This window comes from Streptomyces sp. TE5632 (assembly GCF_054061295.1).
On sequence record NZ_JBSSEA010000003.1, the window covers coordinates 2,569,737 to 2,592,080 of the forward strand.

Below are 22,344 nucleotides of genomic sequence, written 5' to 3' on the forward strand. Positions count from 1 at the left end.
AGTTCCCCTCCCTCTGATACACCGCAGCCACCAGAAAGGTTCCAGGTCCGGCCATGGCGCTCACGCTCTACGTCGACACCGCGCGCTGGCGGGCGCACCACAAGCACGTACAGCAGCAGTTCCCGGGGCTCGTCCCGGTCTGCAAGGGCAACGGCTACGGCTTCGGGCACGAGCGGCTGGCCGAGGAGGCCACCCGGCTGGGCTCGGACGTCCTCGCCGTCGGCACGACGTACGAGGCCGCCCGGATCAAGGACTGGTTCGGCGGCGACCTGCTGGTGCTGACGCCGTACCGGCGCGGCGAGGAACCCGTCCCGCTGCCCGACCGGGTGATCCGCTCGGTTTCGTCGGTCGACGGTGTGTACGGTCTGGTCGGCGCCCGGGTAGTCATCGAGGTGATGTCCTCGATGAAGCGGCACGGCGTCAGCGAGCAGGATCTGCCCCAGCTGCACTCCGCCATAGAGAATGTCCGGCTGGAAGGCTTCGCCATCCACCTGCCGCTGGACCGCACCGACGGATCGGACGCCGTCGAGGAGGTCATCGGCTGGATGGACCGTCTGCGGGCCGCCCGCCTCCCCCTGCACACGATGTTCGTCAGTCATCTCAAGGCCGAGGAACTGGTCCGGCTGCAGCAGCAGTTCCCGCAGACCCGTTTCCGCGCCCGTATCGGTACACGGCTGTGGCTGGGGGACCACGAGGCCACCGAGTACCGCGGTGCCGTCCTGGATGTCACGCGCATCGCCAAGGGGGAGAGGTTCGGCTACCGCCAGCAGAAGGCCGCGTCCGACGGCTTCCTGGTGGTCGTGGCGGGCGGCACGTCGCACGGGGTGGGTCTGGAGGCCCCCAAGGCTCTGCACGGTGTCATGCCACGCGCCAAGGGCGTTGCCCGCGCCGGACTCGCCACGGTGAACCGGAACCTCTCTCCGTTCGTCTGGGGCGGCAAGCAGCGCTGGTTCGCCGAGCCGCCGCACATGCAGGTGTCGATCCTCTTCGTGCCCGCGGAGGCACCGGAACCTCAGGTCGGCGAGGAACTGGTGGCCCATCTGCGGCACACCACCACTCAGTTCGACCGAATGCTCGACCGCTGAGCGGCGGCGTGGGGACGAGGAGCGCAGAACGCGGGAGAAGCGTCTGAGCAGCGAGAAAGGCCGTGCACGGTAATCCCGTGCACGGCCTTTCTCATGCCTCTCGCCTGTCTCCAGGTCGACTGCCCGCCAGCCGTTCGCTCAGAGTGAACCGCTGGTGGCGCCTGCCCCGCCCCACTTGACCCGTGGCCCGTCGAAGTGTGCGACATGCCGTGCGGGGCGGGCGGCGGGACCGAGCACGAAGACGTCCTCGGCTCGGTCGAGCACCCCTCCCGAAGGATCGTCGTCACCGGAGCGGCGCACCGGGTCCCGCTCGGGCAGCAGGATGTCGCGCACGATCATGACGCACAGATAGAGCGTCCCGAGCAGATGCAGGCCGATGGCCCAGTGGTAGCCGTCGGCGGGCAGTCCCTTGTGGTCGTCTCCGCTGGTCGTGTACGCGAGGTACATCCAGATGCCGAGGAAGTAGGCCACCTCGCAGGCCTGCCAGATCAGGAAGTCCCGCCACTTCGGCCGGGCCAGGGCGGCCAAGGGCACCAACCACAGGACGTACTGGGGTGAGTAGACCTTGTTGGTGAGGATGAACGCCGCGACGACCAGGAAGGCGAGCTGCGCGAAGCGCGGTCGGCGGGGAGCCATGAGGGCGAGTGCGGCGATACCCACGCAGCACAGCAACATCAGCGCTGTGGCGAGTGTGTTCACGGTGTCGGTGCTCAGCGGGTCGGACGAGTTGTGGGTGATGATCAACCAGAAGGAGCCGAAATCGATGCCCCGTTCCTGGCTGAACGTGTAGAACTTCGACCAGCCGTCAAAGGCGAAGAACATCACCGGCCCGTTCACCACGGCCCAGGCGACGACCGCACCGCCCAAGGCGGTTCCGTACTCCCGCCAGCGGCCGGCGCGCCAGCACAGCACCAGCAGCGGCCCCAGGAGAAGCACGGGGTAGAGCTTGGCGGCCGTGGCAAGGCCCAGAAGGACTCCGAAGGCAAGGGGGCGGCCACGCGACCACATGAGCATCGCTGCGGCCGTCAGGGCGACCGCCAGAAGGTCCCAGTTGATCGTCGCGGTCAGGGCGAAGGCGGGCGCCAGAGCGACCAGGAGACCGTCCCAAGGTCGCCGGGCGTGCGTGCGGGTCACACAGACGGCGATGACGGCCGCGCACACCATGAGCATCCCGGCGTTGACGATCCAGTACCACTGCTCCTGGTCCTGGATGCTGCCGCTGCCGGGCGTGAGCCAGGAGGCGACTTCCATGAACACACCGGTCAGCACCGGGTATTCGAGGTACTGCATATCACCGGGGAGCTGGTCGAAGTACGGCACGAGACCGTCGGCGAAGCCCCGCCCCTGGTAGAGGTGCGGGATGTCCGAGTAGCACGCGTGCGTGTACTGGGAACCGGCGCCGAAGAACCACGCGCCGTTGTAGCAGGGTGCCTTCTGTACCAGGCCGAGGGTGAACAAACCGATCGCCACGAGCACGATCACCCGGACCGGACTCCACCAGGACGCCCCTAGGAGGGCATGCCGCCCCAGCGGACCACCGATCAGCTCGCTGCCGGCCTTGGCGACCTTGTCCTCCCGGGTCGGTTCCACCGGCTCCGGCTCGCGGACGCTCGCTTGCGTCGATTCTCCACTGGGCATGCCGCACATCCTGCCGTACGTGCCACGCTACGCCGAGGGCCGCCGCACCCGTGGGGTACGGCGGCCCTTGTTTCACGTGAAACACCCAAGTCGGGCAAGCGGGCGGTTACCCGGCCGGGCCTCCGAAGAGACCGCCGTTGTTTCCGCCGCCGTTTCCGCCGCCGTTTCCGTTGCCGCGGTTGTTGCCTTCTTCTTCCGATTCCGAGGCCGACGGTGAGCTGGTCACCCCGCCGTCCGTCCCGCCGGCGTCCGCTCCACCCGGTCCGGTACCACCCGTGTCGTCCTCCTCCTCACAGTTGAAGCGGAACGGCCCACAGGTATTGGTCTCACTCGGCGTGGGGGTGCTGGGCTCCGGCTCCGGCTCGGAAGTCGACGGAGACGGCGACGGAGTCTCCTCCTCGGACTCGCTGGGCGAGGGGGTGGGGGTCGGCGACGGAGTGTCGTTGACGATCTCGCCGATGGGCTTCGGCGTCGGGAAGGGCACCGACTTCTGGCCCTTCAGCGCGTCCTCCATGTAGTCCGCCCAGATCTCGGACGGGAACGAGGCGCCGTGGATCTTCTGCTGGCCGCCCGTGCCGAACATCTTCAGGAACTCGCGATTCTTGATGGTCTCGTCGTCGGGGTACCGGAACATGCTGATCGCGGTGGACAGTTGCGGGGTGTAGCCGACGAACCAGGCGGACTTGTTGCCGTCCGTGGTACCGGTCTTGCCGGCCACCTCACGGCCCTCGAGCTGGGCGTTGGAGCCGGTTCCCTCCTCGACGACGGTCTTCAGGACGTCCGTGACGTTGTCCGCGACCAGAGAGGTGAACGCCCGCTCGGTCTTGGTCTTGTGCGTGTAGACCGTTCCGTCCTTGCTGCTCGTCACCTTCTTGACGGAGAACGGCTCGCGCTGCTCGCCACTGGCCGCGAAGGTGGCGTACGAACCCGCCATCCGGATCGCGCTGGGGCTGGAGGTACCGAGGGAGAACGACGGGTAGTTCGTTCCGGCGAGGCTGCCCTCCAGAAGCCCGGACAGCATCGCGGATTCCTTCACCTTGTCCAGGCCGACATCCACGCCGAGCTGGACGAAGGAGGAGTTCACCGACTCCCGCATCGCCTCACGGAGATCGATCTTGTACTCGGGCGCAGTGCCGTGCGTCTCGTCGCCGTCATTGACCTGCTCCCACTGCTCGCCCTTCTCGTTCTGCCAGATCGACCCGTCGTACTCCTTGATCTTGAGCCTGTTCTTTCCGCTGTACAGGCTCTTCTCGGACACCTTCGTCCGCTCGTCCTGGGCCTGTACCGGGTCCCCGTCGGGGTTTCGGACACCCCACTGCATGGCGGCCGCCAGCACGTACGGCTTGAACGTCGAGCCGACCTGGGCGCCGGTCGAGTCAGCGTTGTTGGTGAAGTGCTTGGTCGCGTCGGTACCGCCGTAGATGGCCACGATCGCGCCGGTCGCCGGGTCCACCGTGGCTCCGCCGAACTGGACGTGGGTGTCCGTCTCGGGGCGCTCCTCGGGCTTGATGTTCTTCTTGTAGACCTTCTTGACCGACTCCTCGAGTGCCTCGACCTTCTTCTTGTCGAAGGTCGTGTAGATCGAGTAGCCGCCCTGCTCCAGCTTGTTGGCGGTGATACCGGTTTCGTCGCTGTTGTTGATGATGTACGCCTTGGCGAGGTCCACGAGGTAACCGATCTGCCCGCTCAGCGCGGTGTTCGACCGGGGGTTCTGCACCTCGGGCAGCTTGGTGTACTTGGCCCTGGTCTCGGGATCCAGGTGGCCGTACTCGACCATCTTTTCCAGCGTGTCCTGCATCTGGAGCAGGGCACGCTTCTTGTTCGCCGCAGGGGCGGCGTTGACCGGGTCGATGGAGCTGGCACCGGCCGGGTCGTAGTAGGTGGCTCCCTTGAGGACCGCCGCCAGGAAGGCGCACTCGCCCTCGTTGAGTTTAGAGGCCTTCTTGTCGAAGTATGCCTGGGCCGCGGCCTGGATCCCGTAGGCCCCACGTCCGTAGTACGCCGAGTTCAGGTAGCCCTCGAGGATCTCGTTCTTGTTCTTGGTGGTGCCCACCTTGACCGAGACGAAGATCTCCGTGACCTTGCGGGAGATGGTCTGCGACTGGTCGTCCAGCATGGCGTTCTTGACGTACTGCTGGGTGATCGTGGAGCCACCCTGCGTATTGCCGCCCCTGGCCATGTTGAACACGGCGCGGGCGATGCCCTTGGGGTCGATGCCGCTGTCCTCGTAGAACGTCTTGTTCTCCTGGGAGATGACCGCGTACCGCATCGCCTTGGGAATCTCTTCGAGCTTGATGATCTGGCGGTTGCGCTCACCACCCGTGGCGACCATCTGTGAGCCGTCGGACCAGTAGTAGACGTTGTTCTGCGCCTTCGCGGTCTTGGCCTCGTCAGGAACGGTCACCATCGCGTACCCGATCCCCGCGGCAGCGACCATGCTGCCGAAGAACGCGATGCACAGACCGGTGACGAGCCTCCAGGACGGCATCCAGCGGCGCCAGCCGTACTTGTCGTGACGCGGATAGTCGACGATCCGCTTCTTGTCTGGAGGTGCCGCCCGGCCCCGGCCGGGCCCGGTGGAACCGGCCCGGCGACCCCCGCCTCTCTGTGCCGCGCGTCGCGCTTCGGCGCGGCTTCCATAACTGTGGCCCTCACCACCCGAGTCGCGGGAGTCCGACTCATAGGAATCGGACGGAGACCCGGTGGCGCCGCGCGGCGCCGCGCGGCGGCCGGAGGACGAGCCTGACTGGCCGCGTCGGGCCGCGGCACGTCCGCCACCCTGCGGCTGCGGTGGTTTGCGACGGTGCTCGCTCATCGAACGACTACTCCTCGGGCAGGCGCGTCTCGCGCGCCTGGAAACGGCAGCTGGTTTCCGGTCCCCCCGAAGTACGGATGCGGTGGGTTCCGCATTCATCCCGTACTGCACCGGGGACGAGGACGCCCCCAGGCGTCACTCGGTTCCCGGTGTGTTGTGCATGGCGCACAGACTACGCATCGCCAAAACCTGCCGAGCGCAGAAGTTCGGCTCAAATCAGGCAACTTACTCGGATTGAATCGGTGATGTGATCCCGTTCACCCCCCTCCCCCTTGTCCCAGCCAGACCACCGTTCTATCGTCGTGATGTATCGAGTCGATACATCAGCTCGGCATAAAGACGGCGCTGAGCCAGACACTGAGGCCGTCACGGCACGACCGCGGCAGAGAGGAGGCGACGATGAGCCGGCGTTCCGGGATCCTCGAGTTCGCCGTACTCGGCCTGCTCCGCGAGTCTCCGATGCACGGCTATGAGCTGCGCAAACGACTCAATACGTCACTGGGTGTGTTCCGTGCCTTCAGCTACGGGACGCTCTACCCCTGCCTCAAGACGCTGGTCGCCAACGGCTGGTTGATCGAGGAACCGGGGAACACCACAGAGGACGCCCTCGCCGCTCCCCTCACGGGCCGTCGCGCCAAGATCGTCTACCGGTTGACGGCCGACGGTAAGGAGCACTTCGAACAGTTGCTCTCCCAGACGGGCCCCGACGCGTACGAGGACGAGACCTTCGCCGCACGGTTCGCCTTCTTCGGGCAGACGTCACGCGACGTACGCATGCGTGTGCTGGAAGGCCGCCGCAGCCGGCTGGAGGAGCGCCTGGAGAAAATGCAGGTCGCGCTGGCCCGGACCCGGGAGCGTCTCGACGACTACACGCTCGAGCTCCAGCGTCACGGGATGGAGTCCGTGGAGCGGGAAGTGCGCTGGCTGAACGAGCTCATCGAGAGCGAGCGGGCCGGGCGAGACCTCAAGGGTCCCGCCTCCGGGGCGACCCCTCGACAGGACACCACATCTGGAACGTCGGGCGACCTGCCCCGGTCCGGGGACCACCCCCGGCCGGATTCGCCCGACGACACCGCCACGTGAGTCCCCCTCAGGGCCTCACTCGTATACACAGGGAGCAACCGGAATGGGTTCGGTTCGCGTAGCCATCGTCGGCGTGGGCAACTGTGCCGCATCGCTGGTGCAGGGAGTCGAGTACTACAAGGACGCCGACCCGGCGTCCAAGGTGCCGGGCCTGATGCACGTCCAGTTCGGCGACTACCACGTCCGCGACGTCGAGTTCGTCGCCGCTTTCGACGTGGACGCCAAGAAGGTCGGCCTCGACCTCGCTGACGCCATCGGCGCCTCCGAGAACAACACCATCAAGATCTGCGACGTCCCCAGCACCGGTGTGACGGTCCAGCGCGGTCACACCCTCGACGGTCTCGGCAAGTACTACCAGGCCACCATCGAGGAGTCCGCGGAGGAGCCGGTCGACGTCATCCAGGTCCTCAAGGACAAGCAGGTCGACGTCCTGGTCTGCTATCTGCCCGTCGGCTCCGAGGACGCGGCGAAGTTCTACGCCCAGTGCGCCATCGACGCCAAGGTCGCCTTCGTCAACGCCCTCCCGGTGTTCATCGCCGGCACCAAGGAGTGGGCGGACAAGTTCACCGAGGCCGGTGTGCCGATCGTCGGTGACGACATCAAGTCCCAGGTCGGCGCCACCATCACGCACCGCGTCATGGCGAAGCTGTTCGAGGACCGCGGCGTCGTCCTGGACCGCACGATGCAGCTGAACGTCGGCGGCAACATGGACTTCAAGAACATGCTCGAGCGCGAGCGCCTGGAGTCCAAGAAGATCTCCAAGACGCAGGCCGTCACCTCCCAGATCCCCGACCGGGACCTCGGCGAGAACAACGTGCACATCGGCCCGTCCGACTACGTCGCCTGGCTGGACGACCGCAAGTGGGCCTACGTGCGTCTCGAGGGCCGTGCCTTCGGCGATGTCCCGCTGAACCTGGAGTACAAGCTCGAGGTCTGGGACTCCCCGAACTCCGCGGGTGTCATCATCGACGCCCTGCGCGCCGCGAAGATCGCCAAGGACCGCGGCATCGGCGGCCCGATCCTGTCGGCTTCGTCGTACTTCATGAAGTCTCCTCCGGTGCAGTACTTCGACGACGACGCCCGCGCCAAGGTCGAGAAGTTCATCCAGGGCGAGGTCGAGCGCTAGAACCTCCCCACTGTGGGCAGTTGAGGGTCCCCGGGTCGTGTGACCCGGGGACCCTCCCCGTATGTGAGGCTGTGGCCCATGGCCGTCGTCCGTGACCTGCGCGTCCTGCTGCGTTTCCAGGGCTTCAGACGCCTGCTCGCCGTCCGGCTGCTCTCGCAGGGCGCCGACGGCGTCTACCAGGTCGCCCTCGCCGCCTACGTGGTCTTCTCACCGGAGAAACAGACGTCCGCCGCGGCCGTCGCCTCCGCAATGGCGGTCCTGCTGCTCCCCTACTCCCTGGTCGGCCCCTTCGCCGGTGTCCTGCTGGACCGCTGGCGCCGCCGTCAGGTCTTTCTGTACGGCAACCTGCTGCGCGCGCTGATGGCCTCGGTGACCGCCGTCCTGATCCTCGGCCAGGTCCCGGACTGGCTTCTTTACGTATCGGCCCTGTGTGTCACCGCCGTCAACCGCTTCGTCCTCGCCGGCCTGTCCGCCGCCCTGCCGCGCGTGGTGGACTCCGAACGGCTGGTCGTCGCCAATTCCCTCTCACCGACGGCCGGCACGCTCGCAGCGACCGCGGGCGGCGGTCTGGCCTTCGTCGTACGCCTGGTCGTCGCCGACTCCGACGCCGCCGTGGTGCTCGTGGGCGCGACGCTGTACCTGTGCGCGGCCCTGGCGTCGCTGCGCATCGCCAGGGAGCTGCTCGGTCCTGACCGGGCGCTGCTACATCCACGGCTCGCCACGGCGCTCACCGGCACCGCTCGCGATCTGGTGGCAGGCCTGCGCCACCTTGCCGCGTCCCCGCGCAGGGAGGCAGCCTGGGCACTCACCGCGATGTCCCTGATGCGGTTCTGCTACGGCGCCATACTCGTCATGCTGCTGATGCTGTGCCGGTACGCCCTGACCGACACCACGGACGAGGGACTCGCCCTTCTGGGACTGGCGTTGGGTGTGTCCGGCGCCGGCTTCTTCGTCGCGGCCGTCGTGACTCCCTGGGCCGCGGGGCGGTTCGGGCCCGGCCGCTGGATCATGCTGTGCGCGGCGGCCGCCGCGGTCCTGGAACCCGCGCTCGGACTGCCCTTCGCCGCCGGCCCCCTGCTGATCGGGGCATTCGTCCTGGGGCTGACCACCCAGGGCGCGAAGATCGCCACGGACACCATCGTCCAGTCCTCCGTCGAGGACGGTTTCCGAGGCCGGATCTTTGCCCTCTACGACGTCCTGTTCAACGTGGCTTTCGTCGGTGCCGCCGCAGTGGCTGCCCTGATGCTGCCACCGGACGGTCGATCGGTCCCACTGGTGGTAACGATCGCCGTTATCTACGGAGCAGTAGCTGTGGCTATCGGCCGTTTTGAGCGCCAGTAAGTGTCACATCAATGCCACAGAGCTCCAGCACGGCGTGGCGTTGTCAGTGGCAGCCGATAGCTTACGTGCGTCTTATCAACGCGCTTTTCGCGCCACGCACTCACGTTCCAGGGGGACCCCCAAGTGACCACTCCGCCGCCTCAGGGCAACCCGTTCGCCCAGGGTCAGCAGCAGCCCTACGGCCAGCCCCAGGGCCAGGCTCCGCACTCGCCCCAGGGCGGCTTCCCCCAGCAGGCCGGTCAGCCTGGCTTCCCCACGCAGGGCACCCCGGTCCCCCCGCCGGCTCCCGCCGGGCGCTTCAACAAGAAGCTGCTGCGCATCGTCGGCTTCATCGCCATCGCGGTCCTCATAGCCGTGGGCAAGTGGTTCTTCGGCCAGACGGACGCAGAGACCACGTCTGTGGGCAGCTGCATGCACAACGAGGGCACACAGGTAAGCCCGGACCTCAAGACGGTCGACTGCTCTTCAAGCGATGCTCAGTACAAGGTCGTCGAAAAGTTCGACAACACCAGCGACGACAGCAAGTGCGAGGCCGTCGAGGAAGCGACGATCTCGTACTACCAGACGGGCAGCAGCAGCCACAACGTGGTCCTCTGCCTCAAGGAAGTGAAGTAACACCTCCACTCAGGCCACGTGGGGGGGGCGGTGTTTCACGTGAAACACCGCCCCCCCACGCATGCCAACGGGGGCTATGTTTCACGTGAAACGCAACCCCCGTTCCACGCTCTCAGCCCTGCTGCTCGGCCCACCACTCCCTGAGGGCCGCCACCGCCGCGTCATGCTCCATCGGGCCGTTCTCCAAACGAAGCTCCAGCATGTGCTTGTACGCCTGGCCGACCGCCGGCCCGGGCTTGACGCCGAGGATCTCCATGATCTGGTTACCGTCGAGGTCCGGGCGGATGGAGTCCAGTTCCTCCTGCTCCTGGAGCTTGGCAATGCGTTCCTCCAGGCCGTCGTACGCACGGGACAGCGCGGCTGCCCTGCGGCGGTTGCGTGTCGTGCAGTCCGAGCGGGTCAGCTTGTGCAGCCGACCCAGCAGCGGCCCCGCGTCCCGGACGTAGCGACGGACGGCGGAGTCCGTCCACTCTCCCGTGCCGTAGCCGTGGAAACGCAGATGAAGCTCGACCAGACGCGAGACGTCCTTCACCAGTTCGTTGGAGTACTTGAGGGCCGTCATGCGCTTCTTCGTCATCTTCGCCCCCACCACCTCATGATGATGGAACGAGACCCGGCCGTCGCCCTCGAAACGGCGCGTGCGCGGCTTGCCGATGTCATGCAGCAGAGCCGCAAGGCGCAGTGTCAGGTCGGGGCCGGTGTCCTCCAGCGCCATCGCCTGCTCCAGGACGATCAGCGTGTGCTCATAGACGTCCTTGTGCCGGTGGTGCTCATCCCTCTCCAGACGCAGAGCCGGTAGTTCAGGCAGCACGTGGTCGGCGAGCCCGGTGTCGACGAGCAGTGTCAGCCCCTTGCGGGGGTGAGCAGACAGGACCAGCTTGTTCAGCTCGTCCCGGACCCGTTCGGCCGAGACGATATCGATGCGTCCGGCCATCTCCCGCAGGGCCGTGATCACCTCGGGAGCCAGCTCGAAATCGAGCTGGGCGGCAAAGCGCGCGGCTCGCAACATCCGCAGCGGATCGTCCGAGAAGGATGCCTCAGGGGTGCCCGGCGTGCGCAGCACACGGGCCGCGAGATCGTCCAGGCCGCCGTGCGGGTCGATGAACTCCTTCGCGGGAAGCGCGAGAGCCATCGCGTTCACCGTGAAGTCACGGCGGACGAGGTCCTCCTCGATGGAGTCGCCGTACGCCACCTCCGGCTTGCGTGACGTGCGGTCGTACGCCTCCGAGCGGTAAGTCGTCACCTCGATCTGAAAGCTTCGATCAACGTCTCCGACGCGGACATCCTTCTGGGCTCCGACGGTGCCGAAGGCGATCCCCACCTCCCAGACTGCGTCCGCCCACGGGCGGACGATCTTCAGAACGTCCTGCGGACGGGCGTCGGTCGTGAAGTCGAGGTCATTGCCGAGCCGGCCGAGCAGAGCGTCCCGGACCGAACCGCCGACCAGGGCGAGTGAGAACCCGGCCTCCCGGAAGCGGCGGGCGAGGTCGTCGGCGACAGGGGCGACCCGCAGCAGTTCGTTGACCGCTTGGTCCTGCACCTGGCTCAGGGCACTGGTTTGTTCGTTGGCGTTCGGCACAACAGAAAAGGGTACGTGGCTCGGGCGGCCGGAGGCTCCCCCCGGGTCAGGCACGGTCACCTCCGGCGAAACCCGCACAAGGCCTGCACCCGAGGCACGGGACGCGCTCCCCTTATACAGCCACATAGAGGGCAGGGCGGCGCTCTCCCCGATCTTGTGGACCGGTCCGCGGCACTCAGCCCCTCCGCTCATCGTTACCATGCGTGGACGTACATTCCGACGACCACTGACGATGACAAGGGACGGGCGAGCGCGTGGCCGAGGCGGCAGACTTCCAGGGGACGAGTGCCTCACCTGCCCGCCGCTGGCTGCGGCGCACCGGAACCCTGTTCGCCGGAGCGCCCCTGCTGGCCGGCCTGCTCCAGTTGCCCGCCGCGTCTCCGGCGGCCGCCACCGCGCAGAGCATCCGGCAGGCTCCCTCCGGTGCGGGCTCGGTCTCCGTCTCCGTGAACTCGCTCACCCCGAGCACCCCCACCGAGGGAGACACCGTCACCGTGTCCGGCACGGTGACCAACAAGGGCGGGAAAACGGTCACCGACGCCCACGTCGGTCTGCGTGTGGGCCCCCTGCTGAGCACCCGCTCCGGGATCGAGACCGTCGCCAGGAACAGTGACGACGTCCAGGGCGCCGTCGGCCCGGAGATCGACGACAAGTACTCCCAGGAGTTCGAACGCCTCGCTCCTGGCGTCTCGCAGCCCTTCAGTATCTCCGTGCCGACGGACGAGCTGAGCCTCGGAAAGAACGGCGTCTACCAGCTGGCGGTGGCCCTCTCCGGGCAGACCTCCACCCAGCCGTGGGAACAGACCCTCGGTGTCCGGCACACGTTCCTGCCATGGCAGCCCGAGGAAGCCGACAAAAAGACGAGAACGACGTTTCTGTGGCCGCTGATCTCCACGGTCCACACAACGGCGGAGACCGGTTCGGACGAACAGCAGACCCCGGTCCTCCGCGACGACGACCTGGCCAAGGAGATCTCCCCGGGCGGCCGTCTGGACCGGATGGTGGCACTGGGCAAGGACCTCGATGTCACCTGGGTGGTCGATCCGGACCTGCTGGCGTCCGTCGACGCGATGACCGAGAGCTACAAAGTCCGAAGTGAGGGTGACACCACCACGGCGGGCCGTCATCAGGCTGTCGCCAAGAGATGGCTCGCCCAGGTGCAGAGCGCGGTGGCGGACAACGAGGTCGTCGCGTTGCCCTTCGGCGATCCGGATCTTGCCTCCCTCGCCCACAACGGCACGTCGGTCACCGGCTCCCTGAGTCATCTCAAGGAGGCCACGGATGTCGTCGTCAACACAGTGGAGCCAATACTCCACGTGAAACCGACCACCGACTTCGCCTGGCCTGTCAACGGCGCGGTGGACCCCTCCATCGTCAAGGTCGCCACGTCCGCCGGTGCCGACAAGGTGATCGCCCGCAGCGACAGCTTCCGAGAGACCGGTGACCTGTCGTACACGCCTTCAGCCGCACGCCCCATCGGGGGCGGCACCACGGCGGTGGTCGCGGACGCCCGGTTGTCCACCCTGTTCCAGGGCGATATGACCAAGGCCTCCACGTCCACGTCCACGGTGCAGCGGTTCCTGGCACAGAGCCTGACGCTCAACCTCCAGACCGGTCGGCAGCGCAGCGTCGTCGTGGCCCCGCAGCGCACCCCCTCCGCGAGCCAGGCCCAGACGATGGCCGAGGTGCTGAAGGCCGTCCAGGACGGAAACTGGTCGGAGCCCCAGGACCTCACCGCCGCCGCGAAGGCGAAGCCGGACCCCGCCGCCACCACCGAGGTTCCCTCGGCCTCCTCGTATCCCTCCTCGCTGCGCAAGCAGGAGCTGCCGCAGTCGGCGTTCGAGCAGATCGCGAGGACACAGGACAAGCTCGACAAGTTCCAGGTGATCCTCTCCGACCCGTCCCGGGTGGTGACCCCGTTCGGCCGGGCCCTGAACCGGGGCATGTCCGTTTCATGGCGCGGCCGGATCGCCGAGGCGGCCACCTACCGCAGCGGGGTCGAGGCGTACCTCGACGGACTTCTCGACCAGGTGAAGCTGATCGAGAAGTCGGAGACAAAACTGTCCGGCCGTAGTGCCACGATCCCCGTGACCGTCCAGAACAACCTGGTACAGGGCGTCGAGCACCTGACGCTGCGGCTCACCTCGACCAACCCGACCCGCCTCGAGATCAGGGGGGCCGCCTACGAGGAGCAGCCGGTCACCGTCTCGGGTGGTCACAGCCAGTCGGTGAAATTCACCACGTCCGCCAACGCCAACGGCCGGGCAACGGTGATCGCCCAGTTGTACACGCAGGACGGCCAGAAGTACGGCGAGCCGGTCACCTTCGACGTCAAGGTCACCGAGATCACCGCCACGGTGATGCTGGTCATCGGCGGCGGTGTCCTGTTGCTCGTCCTTGCCGGCTTCAGGATGTACACCCAGCGCAAGCGTGCCGCGGCCCGCGAGGTCCAGGCGGAGAAGCGCGCGCCGGACGGGGGCACCGAAGGTCCGCAGAACCCGGACACCCCCGCGGTACGTCTCACCAAGGAGCAGGAGGACGGTTCGGAAACGGACGCCCCGGAGCAGCCGAGTGACCCGGCGTCGGACACCGCACCGGAAAGCGCAGACCCGTCCGATACGGGTGAGAGAGTGGACCGTTGAGGATGTCGTGGCCGGGTGGGCCAGGGACGATGAGGTGGGGTAACCATGAACGCGCCGTACGACGGTGACCGCGGCCATGCCGCGGGCAACTCGGGCCATCCCGAGTCGGACCCGCACGAGGGTCCGCCGCCCGGGCACGACCAGGCTCCGCAGCCGCCCGCTGATACGTATCTCCAGGACGCCTACGACCAGGACCCCTACCGCGCGAAGGACATCGCCGCCCAGGACCCGGTCGCGGAAGCCCTGTACGACCGCGCGGCTCACCCCCCGCCCCCGCCGGGCGCGTACACCCCTCAGCAGCCGCTGTACGGGCAGCCTCCCCAGTCTCCCCACGCGCCCGACCCACGGGTATGGGCCCAGGCCCCGGCGCCGGAACCTGACGCTCCGACCCAATACCTCCCGTACGGGGATGATCCACGCACAACGCAGTTCGTGGGCGTGGACGACCTGGTCGGCCGGGCCGGAGACCAGCGCCGTGAGCCGGACGCCTTCGCCCACCTGTTCCGCGATCAGCAGCAGGACGGCGGCTACGCCGAACAGCACGGCGGTGCTCACCCCGACCACCAGCCGGTGGCCGGCCGACAGTCCCCCGAATCGGTTCCGGTACCCGCCCCGGCCTCCGCGGCACCCGGCCACTACGCGGGAGCCACACCACCGCCTGCCGCCGAGGCTCCCGCGCCGGAACCGGCTCCCACACCGCCCACGAAGAAGGGCGGCCGGGCCGGAGGTCTGCTGAAGTCCAGCGCCGTGATGGCGGCGGGCACGATGGTGTCCCGCCTCACGGGATTCATCCGCTCCGCGTTGATCGTCTCGGCGCTCGGCCTGGGCCTCCTCGGTGACTCGTTCCAGGTCGCGTACCAGCTGCCGACCATGATCTACATCCTCACCGTCGGCGGCGGCCTCAACTCCGTCTTCGTCCCGCAGCTCGTCCGCGCCATGAAGGAGGACGACGACGGCGGCGACGCATACGCCAACCGGCTGCTGACCCTCGTCATGGTGGCCCTGGCCGTGCTCACCTCCGTGGCATGGCTCGCCGCGCCACTCCTCGTGCGTGCGCTGTCCAACCCGGTCGCCTCCGACCCCGCGGCCAACGAGGTCGCCGTCACCTTCACGCGCTACTTCCTGCCCTCGATCTTCTTCATGGGCGTGCACGTGGTGATGGGGCAGATCCTCAATGCGCGCGAGAGGTTCGGCGCGATGATGTGGACCCCGGTCCTCAACAACATCGTCATCATCGTGACGCTCGGTACGTTCATCTACGTCTACGGCACCGCCGAAGCCTCCCAGATGACGGTCACGAGCATCCCGCCGGAAGGCCGGCGCCTCCTCGGAATCGGTGTCCTGCTCGGCCTCGTCGTGCAGGCCCTGGCCATGATCCCGTACCTGCGCGAGACCGGGTTCCGCATCCGTCTGCGCTTCGACTGGAAGGGTCACGGACTGGGCAAGGCGGCGATGCTCGCCAAGTGGACCATCCTGTTCGTGCTCGCCAACCAGGCGGGCGCGCTGGTCGTGACCCAGCTGTCCACAGCGGCCGGCCTGAACTCCGATGTCCAGGGCACCGGCTTCGCCGCCTACGCCAATGCCCAGCTGATCTGGGGCCTACCTCAAGCCATCATCACCGTCTCCTTGATGGCCGCCCTGCTACCCCGCATCTCCCGCTCGGCTGCGGAGGAGGACGGCGGCGCCGTCCGGGACGACATCTCCCAGGGCCTGCGCACCACAGCCGTCGCGATCGTGCCGGTCGCCTTCGGTTTCATCTCGCTCGGCATCCCGATGTGCACGCTGATGTTCGGCTCCTCGGGTATCAGTGCAGCGACCAACATGGGGTACATGCTGATGGCCTTCGGCCTCGGTCTGATCCCCTACTCCGTGCAGTACGTCGTCCTGCGCGCCTTCTACGCCTACGAGGACACCCGAACCCCCTTCTACAACACGGTCATCGTGGCCGTGGTCAACGCGATCGCCTCGGTCGTCTGCTTCTTCGTTCTCCCGGCCCGCTGGGCCGTGGTCGGCATGGCCGCCTCGTACGGCCTTGCCTACGTGACCGGCGTCGGTGTCGCCTGGCGCCGGCTGCGCAAGCGGCTGGGCGGAGACCTGGACGGCGCCCGGGTACTGCGGACGTACGCCCGGCTGTGCATCGCCTCGGTTCCGGCCGCGCTGCTCAGCGGTGCGGTCTGCTACGGCATCGGGCGCAGTCTCGGTCAGGGCGCCGGAGCGTCGTTCGCCGCGCTGCTGGCCGGTGGGGCCGTCCTGTTCGGCGTCTTCTTCGTCGCCGCCCGCCGGATGCGCATCGCGGAGGTCAACTCGCTGGTCGGTATGGTCCGCGGACGCCTGGGACGCTGAGTCACGGGTAACCGCACAACCATCGTCAGCCCTTGTGTGTCGTGCATAGCGGCAGACTGTGGGCACAATTGGTTTTGGCGTCGGACGGCGCGCGAGGGCGGTCAGCCGGCGCGCAATGGATGGGGAGGCAGGGAACGACGGTGGCGGAACGGAGCACAGCTGCCGTCGACGTGGCAGACAACAGCGGCGAGCAGCCGCTGACCGCGCAGGCGGACCAGTCCACGGCCGACGGGGTGGTCAAGAACCGGGAGCAGGACACGGACAGCGACGCGGCACAGGAGAACACCGGGCCCGACGGTTCCGGGACGACGTCGCCGCTCGAACTGCACAGCGGTCACAAGCTCGCCAGACGCTACCGTCTCGAAGAGTGCGTCACCCGTCTGGACGGATTCAGCAGTTGGCGTGCCGTGGACGAAAAGCTCCGCCGCGCCGTCGGTGTGCACATTCTGCCCGCGGACCACTCCCGTGCCCGCTCCGTCCTGGCTTCGGCCCGCTCCTCCGCCCTGCTGGGCGACCCTCGCTTCGTTCAGGTCCTGGACGCCGTCGAGGAGAACGACATCGTCTACGTCGTACACGAATGGCTCCCCGACGCCACCGAGTTGACCACGCTCCTGGCGAACGGCCCGCTCGAGGTGTACGACGCCTACCAGATGACCAGTCAGATCTCCTCCGCCATGGCCGCGGCCCACCGCGAGGGACTCGCCCATCTGCGGCTGAACCCCAATGCGGTCCTGCGCACCTCGACGGGCCAATGGCGCATTCGGGGTCTCGCCGTGAACGCGGCGCTGCGCGGCATCGAATCCGACACCCCTCAGCGCACCGACACCGAATCCATCGGTGCCCTGCTGTACGCGGCACTCACCCAACGCTGGCCGTACGAGAGCGACGCATACGGCCTGTCAGGACTGCCGAAGGACATCGGTCTGATCCCGCCCGACCAGGTGCGGGCCGGTGTGCACCGCGGCCTGTCCGAACTCGCCATGCGCGCACTGGCCAACGACGGCGCCACCGCCTCCCGCCATGAGTCCCCGTGCACCACGCCGGAGGAACTGGTGAAGGCAATCGGCGAGATGCCCCGCATCCGCCCGCCGGAGCCTGCCTTCACCACCCCGCCGGACTACCAGCGCACGACGTACCAGCAGGGCTCCTACGGACGCCCGGCGCCCCATCCGGGCATCACCCAACCGGTGCCGACCCCGCCGCCCCCGTTGCAGAGCCGCACGGGCAAGGCGCTGAAGTGGGCCGTGTCAGCGCTGCTGATCGCCGCGCTCGGTCTGGGCAGCTGGCAGCTCGCGGACGCCCTCATCGGCCAGGGCGGCAGCGCGGACGACACCAACAAGACACAGACGACGGACGGCAACGACAAGAGTCCCCAGAAACCCAAGCCAGCCAAGCCACTCACGATTCAGGGCGCTCAGGAGTACGTCGCGACGGGCGCGGCCCAGGCCCCCGGTGACGTGGACAAGACGTACGACAACGACCACTCGACCTACTGGCGGACCAAGTATTACAACGACGGCCCGACGCTCGCGCCCTACAAACCCGGAGTGGGCATCGTCTACGACCTCGGCTCGGCCAAGGAGATCTCGACGGCGTCAATAGGACTCCGGTACACCGGTGACCACACGGCGGTGCACCTCTACGCCACGGACTCGCTGACGCCTTCGACCGGGATCGACGGCATGAAGAAGATCGGGTCCGCCACGACCAGCGGTAAATCGCTGGACGTGAAGGCGTCGGACTCGGTGAAGACGCAGTACGTACTGTTGTGGATCACGGCCGTCCCGAACGCGCCCGCCGACGGTTACAGCAGCGCCGGCTACAAGCAGGCCATCACCGACCTGAAGTTCACCGGCTGACGTCTCACCGAGCGAGGGGAGGGGGTCCGATGCCGGACGGCACCACGCACCACGACGCAAGCGATCAGGACCTCCTTGCCCACCATGTGGAGGGTGATCCCGAAGCCTTCGGCGAGCTGGTACGCCGTCACCGGGACCGGTTGTGGGCGGTGGCCCTGCGGACGCTGGGGGATCGCGAGGAGGCCGCTGACGCGGTTCAGGACGCTCTTGTCTCCGCTTATCGGGCCGCCCACACCTTCCGAGGTCAGTCGGCCGTCACGACATGGCTGCACCGGATCACGGTGAACGCGTGCTTGGACCGTGCGCGCAAGGCTGCATCCCGGAAGACCTCCCCTGTCGACGACACGGAGCGCCTGGAGCAGCTGCTGGAGCCCCATGAGTCCGCCTCGGCTCCCGCGGAACGCAACGACCTGCACCGTCAGCTCATAGCGGCCATGGGAACTCTCCCACCCGATCAGCGGGCGGCTCTCGTACTGGTGGACATGCAGGGCTACCCCGTCGCGGAGGCCGCCCGCATCCTCGATGTGCCCACCGGCACGGTGAAGAGCCGCTGCGCCCGAGGCAGAGCCAGACTCCTGCCCCTTCTGCAACACCTACGACCGAACGGGAGCGGTGACAGCAGGAAGCAGGATGGGGAACGGAACCGGACGCAGGGGGCATCCGTCCCACCCGCAGCGGGACCGCACCGAGCGGACCCGCCGGGTACAGGGCCGAGTGACCCAGCGGCAGTGAAGGGCGGAGGTGGGAAAGCGTGACATCGACAACAGGCATGACGGAACACCCGGACGTCGCGGAGATCTCCGACCTCATCGAGGGACTCCTGCCACCCGCTCGAACCGCCGCTGTGCGCCGACACCTGGACGAGTGCGACCTCTGCGCAGACGTCCATGCCTCTCTGGAGGAGATCCGGGGACTGCTTGGCAGGATGCCGGGTCCACCACGTATGCCCACCGAGGTGGCAAGCCGTATCGATGCCGCGCTCACCGTAGAAGCGCTGCTGCATGCCAGGGCGCCGGGCTCCGAGAACGTCGCAGAGCCGGCTGACGTCTCCCCTCCCCATCCCGATGAGGACCGCGCGCATGTTTCACGTGAAACATCGACGCCGACGGACCGCCCCGCGGGGCGCCCACGCTCTTCCACGACCGGTCCAGGTCGCAAGGACCGTATGCAACGCGGCCGCCGTAAAGCCGCTGTGCTGGGGACCGTTTTCACTGTTGCGGCTCTGGGGGTCGGCACGCTGTTCCTGACGTCCCAGAACGACGAAACGGGCCCGGGCGGCGTTCAGCAGACGGCCTCGGACACATTCTCCGAGAGTGAGCTGGGGAAGCAGGTCTCTGATCTCCTCGCGCAGAACCAGCGGAAGGGCAAATTCTCTCGCAAGCCGCAGACCTTGGAAATGGAGTCGGAGGCCGAAGCCGCCAGCCCCAGGGTTTTCCAGCAATCCACGGTCCCGGCATGCGTCCGCGAGGGAATCGGCCGCAATGACGCCGCGCTCGCCACAGAGCAGGGCATCTACAAGGGGAGAAAAGCTCTCCTGGTGGTGCTTCCCAACCTCTCCGACGACACCCGTGTGACCGCCTACATCGTCGATGCCACCTGCGTCGGCAACCCGTCCTCGGCTACCACGGCGAAGGTTCTGCTGAAGAACTCCTACACCCGTGGCTGACAGTCGACGCTTCGTCTCCTTCCTGGGTGGTATCTCGTACGGTGCGCGCCTGCCAGCCCGGGAACCACGTCCGTCAGCTCCATCGGTGCGCTCAGGCACAGCGGGAATGCTCGCCCCTTAGGATCCGTTGGGTGAGGTGAGAGTTCCGACAGAAGCTCCCACCGGTCGGATGACACAGACCAGAGACGAGGAAACAAGCTGTGAGCGACGTCCGTAACGTGATCATCATCGGTTCGGGGCCGGCCGGCTACACGGCAGCCCTCTACACCGCCCGTGCGTCGCTGAAGCCCCTGGTGTTCGAGGGCGCCGTCACCGCCGGTGGTGCGCTGATGAACACCACCGATGTCGAAAACTTCCCCGGCTTCCAGGACGGCATCATGGGCCCCGAGCTCATGGACAACATGCGCGCCCAGGCAGAGCGCTTCGGGGCAGAGCTCATTCCGGACGACGTGGTCGCCGTCGACCTGACCGGAGAGATCAAGACCGTCACGGACACCGCAGGAACGGTCCACAAGGCGAAGGCCGTCATCGTCGCCACTGGCTCGCAGCACCGCAAGCTTGGCCTGCCGAACGAGGATGCCCTCGCCGGCCGTGGTGTCTCGTGGTGTGCCACGTGTGACGGCTTCTTCTTCAAGGACCAGGACATCGCCGTCATCGGCGGCGGCGACACCGCAATGGAGGAGGCCACTTTCCTCTCACGGTTCGCCAAGTCCGTCACGGTCGTCCACCGCCGCGACACCCTGAGGGCCTCGAAGGCGATGCAGGAGCGTGCCATCGCCGACCCGAAGATCTCGTTCGTCTGGGACAGCGAGGTCGCAGAGGTCCAGGGCGACCAGAAGCTCTCGGGTCTGAAGCTGCGGAACGTCAAGACCGGCGAACTCTCGGACCTGGCGGTGACCGGCCTGTTCATCGCGATCGGGCACGACCCTCGCACGGAGCTCTTCAAGAGCCAGTTGGAGCTGGACGGAGAGGGTTACCTGAAGGTCGATGCGCCTTCGACGCGTACGAACCTCACCGGAGTGTTCGGTGCCGGTGATGTGGTCGACCACACCTACCGCCAGGCGATCACCGCGGCCGGTACGGGCTGTGCCGCCGCCCTCGACGCCGAGAGGTTCCTTGCCGCTCTCGCGGACGGGGAGCAGGCCGAGCCCGAGAAGACCTCTGTCTGACCTCCCCCCTCACCACGCACCAACCAGTTAAGGAGCCCGCCGTGGCCGGCACCCTGAAGAATGTGACTGACGACTCCTTCGACCAGGACGTCCTCAAGAGTGACAAGCCCGTCCTGGTGGACTTCTGGGCCGCCTGGTGCGGTCCGTGCCGCCAGATCGCCCCTTCCCTCGAAGCGATTGCCGCGGAGTACGGGGACAAGATCGAGGTCGTCAAGCTGAACATCGACGAGAACCCGGGTACGGCCGCCAAGTACGGCGTCATGTCCATCCCGACCCTGAACGTCTACCAGGGTGGCGAGGTCGCCAAGACCATCGTCGGTGCCAAGCCGAAGGCCGCGATCGTCCGCGACCTCGAGGACTTCATCAGCGAATGAGCATCGACCGCCTCGTCGGCGGCGCATGTTTCACGTGAAACACGAATGGGCCGACCCATCCGGGTCGGCCCATTCGCATGACGTACACCAGCACGCCACGCCTCAGAGGGGGCGCAACACCGGCTCCTTCTGGACGGCTCCGAGCAACCGGTCCAACGCCATCTCGACATCGTCCTTCCACGACAGTGTTGTCCTCAGCTCCAGTCTGAGCCTGGGATACGCGGGATGTTGGCGGACTGTCTTGAACCCCACGGCCAAGAGGTGGTCAGCGGGTAGAACACAGGCCGGTTCTTTCCAACGCGCGTCACCGAAGGCCTCGATCGCCTTGACCCCGCGACGCAGTAGGTCCTTCGCCACCGTCTGCACCATCACTCTCCCCAGACCCTGCCCCTGGTAGCCCGGCACGATAAACGCGGTCATCAGCTGCACGGCATCGGACGACACAGGGCTCGTGGGAAACGCCATGGCACGCGGCACATAGGCAGGCGGGGCGTAGAGAACGAAACCCACGGGGATGTCATCGACATAGACGATCCTTCCGCACGACCCCCAGTCCAGCAGCACAGCCGAGATCCACGACTCCTTCTCGACCGCTGACGTTCCCGCCGTTACTGCTGCCTCACCACTGACGGGGTCGAGCTCCCAGAAAACACACGAGCGACAGCGCTGGGGAAGGTCCTGAAGGTTGTCCAGCGTGAGCGGTACGAGCCGACGCCCCATGAAGCCTGTTCCTCGCTTCCTCCGCCTGCTGCCTCACGGGCGGCTGCCAGAGCGTGCCGCTCCTTGAGCAGACTGCCGATGAATCCTCCGACGGCGGCAATCGCCAGCCCCGCTCCCACCCGTCCGGTGCGACTCATCATTCGCATGGCCCTGCCTTGCGCTCAGAGATTCAGGTACTGGCGGTGGACACCCCTGTCTCACCGCATCGTATCCATGAAGCGATTCCGCCGATACCGCCAGAAAGCAAAGGGCGGATCGTTTCCGGGATATACCGGACACAATCCGCCCA

Annotated in this window: 16 protein-coding genes; 12 read left to right on the forward strand and 4 right to left on the reverse strand. The window is 67.2% G+C overall.

Annotated elements, in window-relative coordinates:
- Positions 1–53: 53 nt before the first annotated feature.
- Positions 54–1,085, forward strand: coding sequence for an alanine racemase (locus ACVW19_RS16920; protein WP_363039023.1), 1,032 nt, complete (start codon positions 54–56; stop codon positions 1,083–1,085).
- Positions 1,086–1,223: 138 nt separating this feature from the next.
- On the opposite strand, the gene ACVW19_RS16925 is transcribed toward ACVW19_RS16920, so the two are convergent.
- Together ACVW19_RS16925 and ACVW19_RS16930 are read right to left on the reverse strand one after the other, a co-directional pair.
- A complete protein-coding gene (locus ACVW19_RS16925; RefSeq protein ID WP_457460196.1) occupies positions 1,224–2,732 on the reverse strand; it encodes a glycosyltransferase family 87 protein in 1,509 nt (502 codons plus the stop codon).
- Between the two features lie 97 nt (positions 2,733–2,829).
- The gene (locus tag ACVW19_RS16930; protein ID WP_457460197.1) at positions 2,830–5,538 is read right to left on the reverse strand and encodes a transglycosylase domain-containing protein; all 2,709 of its coding nucleotides are present in this window, start codon (positions 5,536–5,538) and stop codon (positions 2,830–2,832) included.
- A gap of 399 nt (positions 5,539–5,937) precedes the next feature.
- Between ACVW19_RS16930 and ACVW19_RS16935 the strand changes: the two genes are divergently transcribed.
- The 4 genes from ACVW19_RS16935 to ACVW19_RS16950 all read left to right on the forward strand — a co-directional run bounded on the left by ACVW19_RS16935 (position 5,938) and on the right by ACVW19_RS16950 (position 9,703).
- Entirely contained in the window at positions 5,938–6,621 is a 684-nt protein-coding gene (locus tag ACVW19_RS16935) for a helix-turn-helix transcriptional regulator (RefSeq protein ID WP_457460198.1), read from the forward strand.
- 43 nt (positions 6,622–6,664) lie between these two features.
- Positions 6,665–7,747 (forward strand): inositol-3-phosphate synthase, encoded by a 1,083-nt coding sequence (locus tag ACVW19_RS16940; protein ID WP_457460199.1) that lies wholly within the window; start codon positions 6,665–6,667, stop codon positions 7,745–7,747.
- A 78-nt stretch (positions 7,748–7,825) separates the two neighbouring features.
- Positions 7,826–9,088 carry an MFS transporter gene (locus ACVW19_RS16945; RefSeq protein ID WP_457460200.1) on the forward strand — a complete coding sequence of 421 codons (1,263 nt, stop codon included), beginning with the start codon at positions 7,826–7,828 and terminating at the stop codon, positions 9,086–9,088.
- Between the two features lie 123 nt (positions 9,089–9,211).
- On the forward strand, positions 9,212–9,703 hold the full coding sequence (locus ACVW19_RS16950; RefSeq protein WP_457460201.1) for an LppU/SCO3897 family protein: 492 nt from the start codon (positions 9,212–9,214) through the stop codon (positions 9,701–9,703).
- Positions 9,704–9,815: 112 nt separating this feature from the next.
- Here the strand turns inward: ACVW19_RS16950 and ACVW19_RS16955 are convergent, their stop codons facing one another.
- Complete coding sequence (locus tag ACVW19_RS16955) at positions 9,816–11,282, reverse strand: CCA tRNA nucleotidyltransferase (protein WP_457460202.1); 1,467 nt, start codon at positions 11,280–11,282, stop codon at positions 9,816–9,818.
- Between the two features lie 254 nt (positions 11,283–11,536).
- On the opposite strand from ACVW19_RS16955, the gene ACVW19_RS16960 reads away from it, so the two are divergent.
- From ACVW19_RS16960 to trxA, 7 genes are all read left to right on the forward strand, one after another.
- On the forward strand, positions 11,537–13,924 hold the full coding sequence (locus tag ACVW19_RS16960; RefSeq protein ID WP_457460203.1) for a DUF6049 family protein: 2,388 nt from the start codon (positions 11,537–11,539) through the stop codon (positions 13,922–13,924).
- Between the two features lie 45 nt (positions 13,925–13,969).
- Positions 13,970–16,267: a murein biosynthesis integral membrane protein MurJ gene (murJ, locus tag ACVW19_RS16965; protein ID WP_457460204.1), complete on the forward strand. Its 2,298-nt coding sequence runs from the start codon at positions 13,970–13,972 to the stop codon at positions 16,265–16,267.
- 140 nt (positions 16,268–16,407) lie between these two features.
- Positions 16,408–18,126, forward strand: coding sequence for a protein kinase family protein (locus ACVW19_RS16970; RefSeq protein WP_457460205.1), 1,719 nt, complete (start codon positions 16,408–16,410; stop codon positions 18,124–18,126).
- 29 nt (positions 18,127–18,155) lie between these two features.
- On the forward strand, positions 18,156–18,881 hold the full coding sequence (gene sigM, locus ACVW19_RS16975) for an RNA polymerase sigma factor SigM (protein WP_457460206.1): 726 nt from the start codon (positions 18,156–18,158) through the stop codon (positions 18,879–18,881).
- Positions 18,878–19,792: an anti-sigma factor family protein gene (locus ACVW19_RS16980; RefSeq protein ID WP_457460207.1), complete on the forward strand. Its 915-nt coding sequence runs from the start codon at positions 18,878–18,880 to the stop codon at positions 19,790–19,792. Before sigM ends, ACVW19_RS16980 begins: the two co-directional genes overlap by 4 nt.
- Before the next feature lie 200 nt (positions 19,793–19,992).
- Positions 19,993–20,961 carry a thioredoxin-disulfide reductase gene (gene trxB / locus ACVW19_RS16985; RefSeq protein ID WP_457460208.1) on the forward strand — a complete coding sequence of 323 codons (969 nt, stop codon included), beginning with the start codon at positions 19,993–19,995 and terminating at the stop codon, positions 20,959–20,961.
- A gap of 41 nt (positions 20,962–21,002) precedes the next feature.
- A complete protein-coding gene (gene trxA, locus ACVW19_RS16990) occupies positions 21,003–21,335 on the forward strand; it encodes a thioredoxin (protein ID WP_109376577.1) in 333 nt (110 codons plus the stop codon).
- A 102-nt stretch (positions 21,336–21,437) separates the two neighbouring features.
- Here the strand turns inward: trxA and ACVW19_RS16995 are convergent, their stop codons facing one another.
- Complete coding sequence (locus tag ACVW19_RS16995) at positions 21,438–22,055, reverse strand: GNAT family N-acetyltransferase (RefSeq protein WP_457460209.1); 618 nt, start codon at positions 22,053–22,055, stop codon at positions 21,438–21,440.
- Positions 22,056–22,344: the final 289 nt, after the last annotated feature.

Bases quoted from the DNA above. Each gene is read 5' to 3' on its own strand.
- ACVW19_RS16920 (WP_363039023.1), top strand. From the start codon at position 54: ATGGCGCTCACGCTCTACGTCGACACCGCGCGCTGGCGGGCGCACCAC.
- ACVW19_RS16925 (WP_457460196.1), bottom strand. From the start codon at position 2,732: ATGTGCGGCATGCCCAGTGGAGAATCGACGCAAGCGAGCGTCCGCGAG.
- ACVW19_RS16930 (WP_457460197.1), bottom strand. From the start codon at position 5,538: ATGAGCGAGCACCGTCGCAAACCACCGCAGCCGCAGGGTGGCGGACGT.
- ACVW19_RS16935 (WP_457460198.1), top strand. From the start codon at position 5,938: ATGAGCCGGCGTTCCGGGATCCTCGAGTTCGCCGTACTCGGCCTGCTC.
- ACVW19_RS16940 (WP_457460199.1), top strand. From the start codon at position 6,665: ATGGGTTCGGTTCGCGTAGCCATCGTCGGCGTGGGCAACTGTGCCGCA.
- ACVW19_RS16945 (WP_457460200.1), top strand. From the start codon at position 7,826: ATGGCCGTCGTCCGTGACCTGCGCGTCCTGCTGCGTTTCCAGGGCTTC.
- murJ (WP_457460204.1), top strand. From the start codon at position 13,970: ATGAACGCGCCGTACGACGGTGACCGCGGCCATGCCGCGGGCAACTCG.
- sigM (WP_457460206.1), top strand. From the start codon at position 18,156: ATGCCGGACGGCACCACGCACCACGACGCAAGCGATCAGGACCTCCTT.
- ACVW19_RS16995 (WP_457460209.1), bottom strand. From the start codon at position 22,055: ATGGGGCGTCGGCTCGTACCGCTCACGCTGGACAACCTTCAGGACCTT.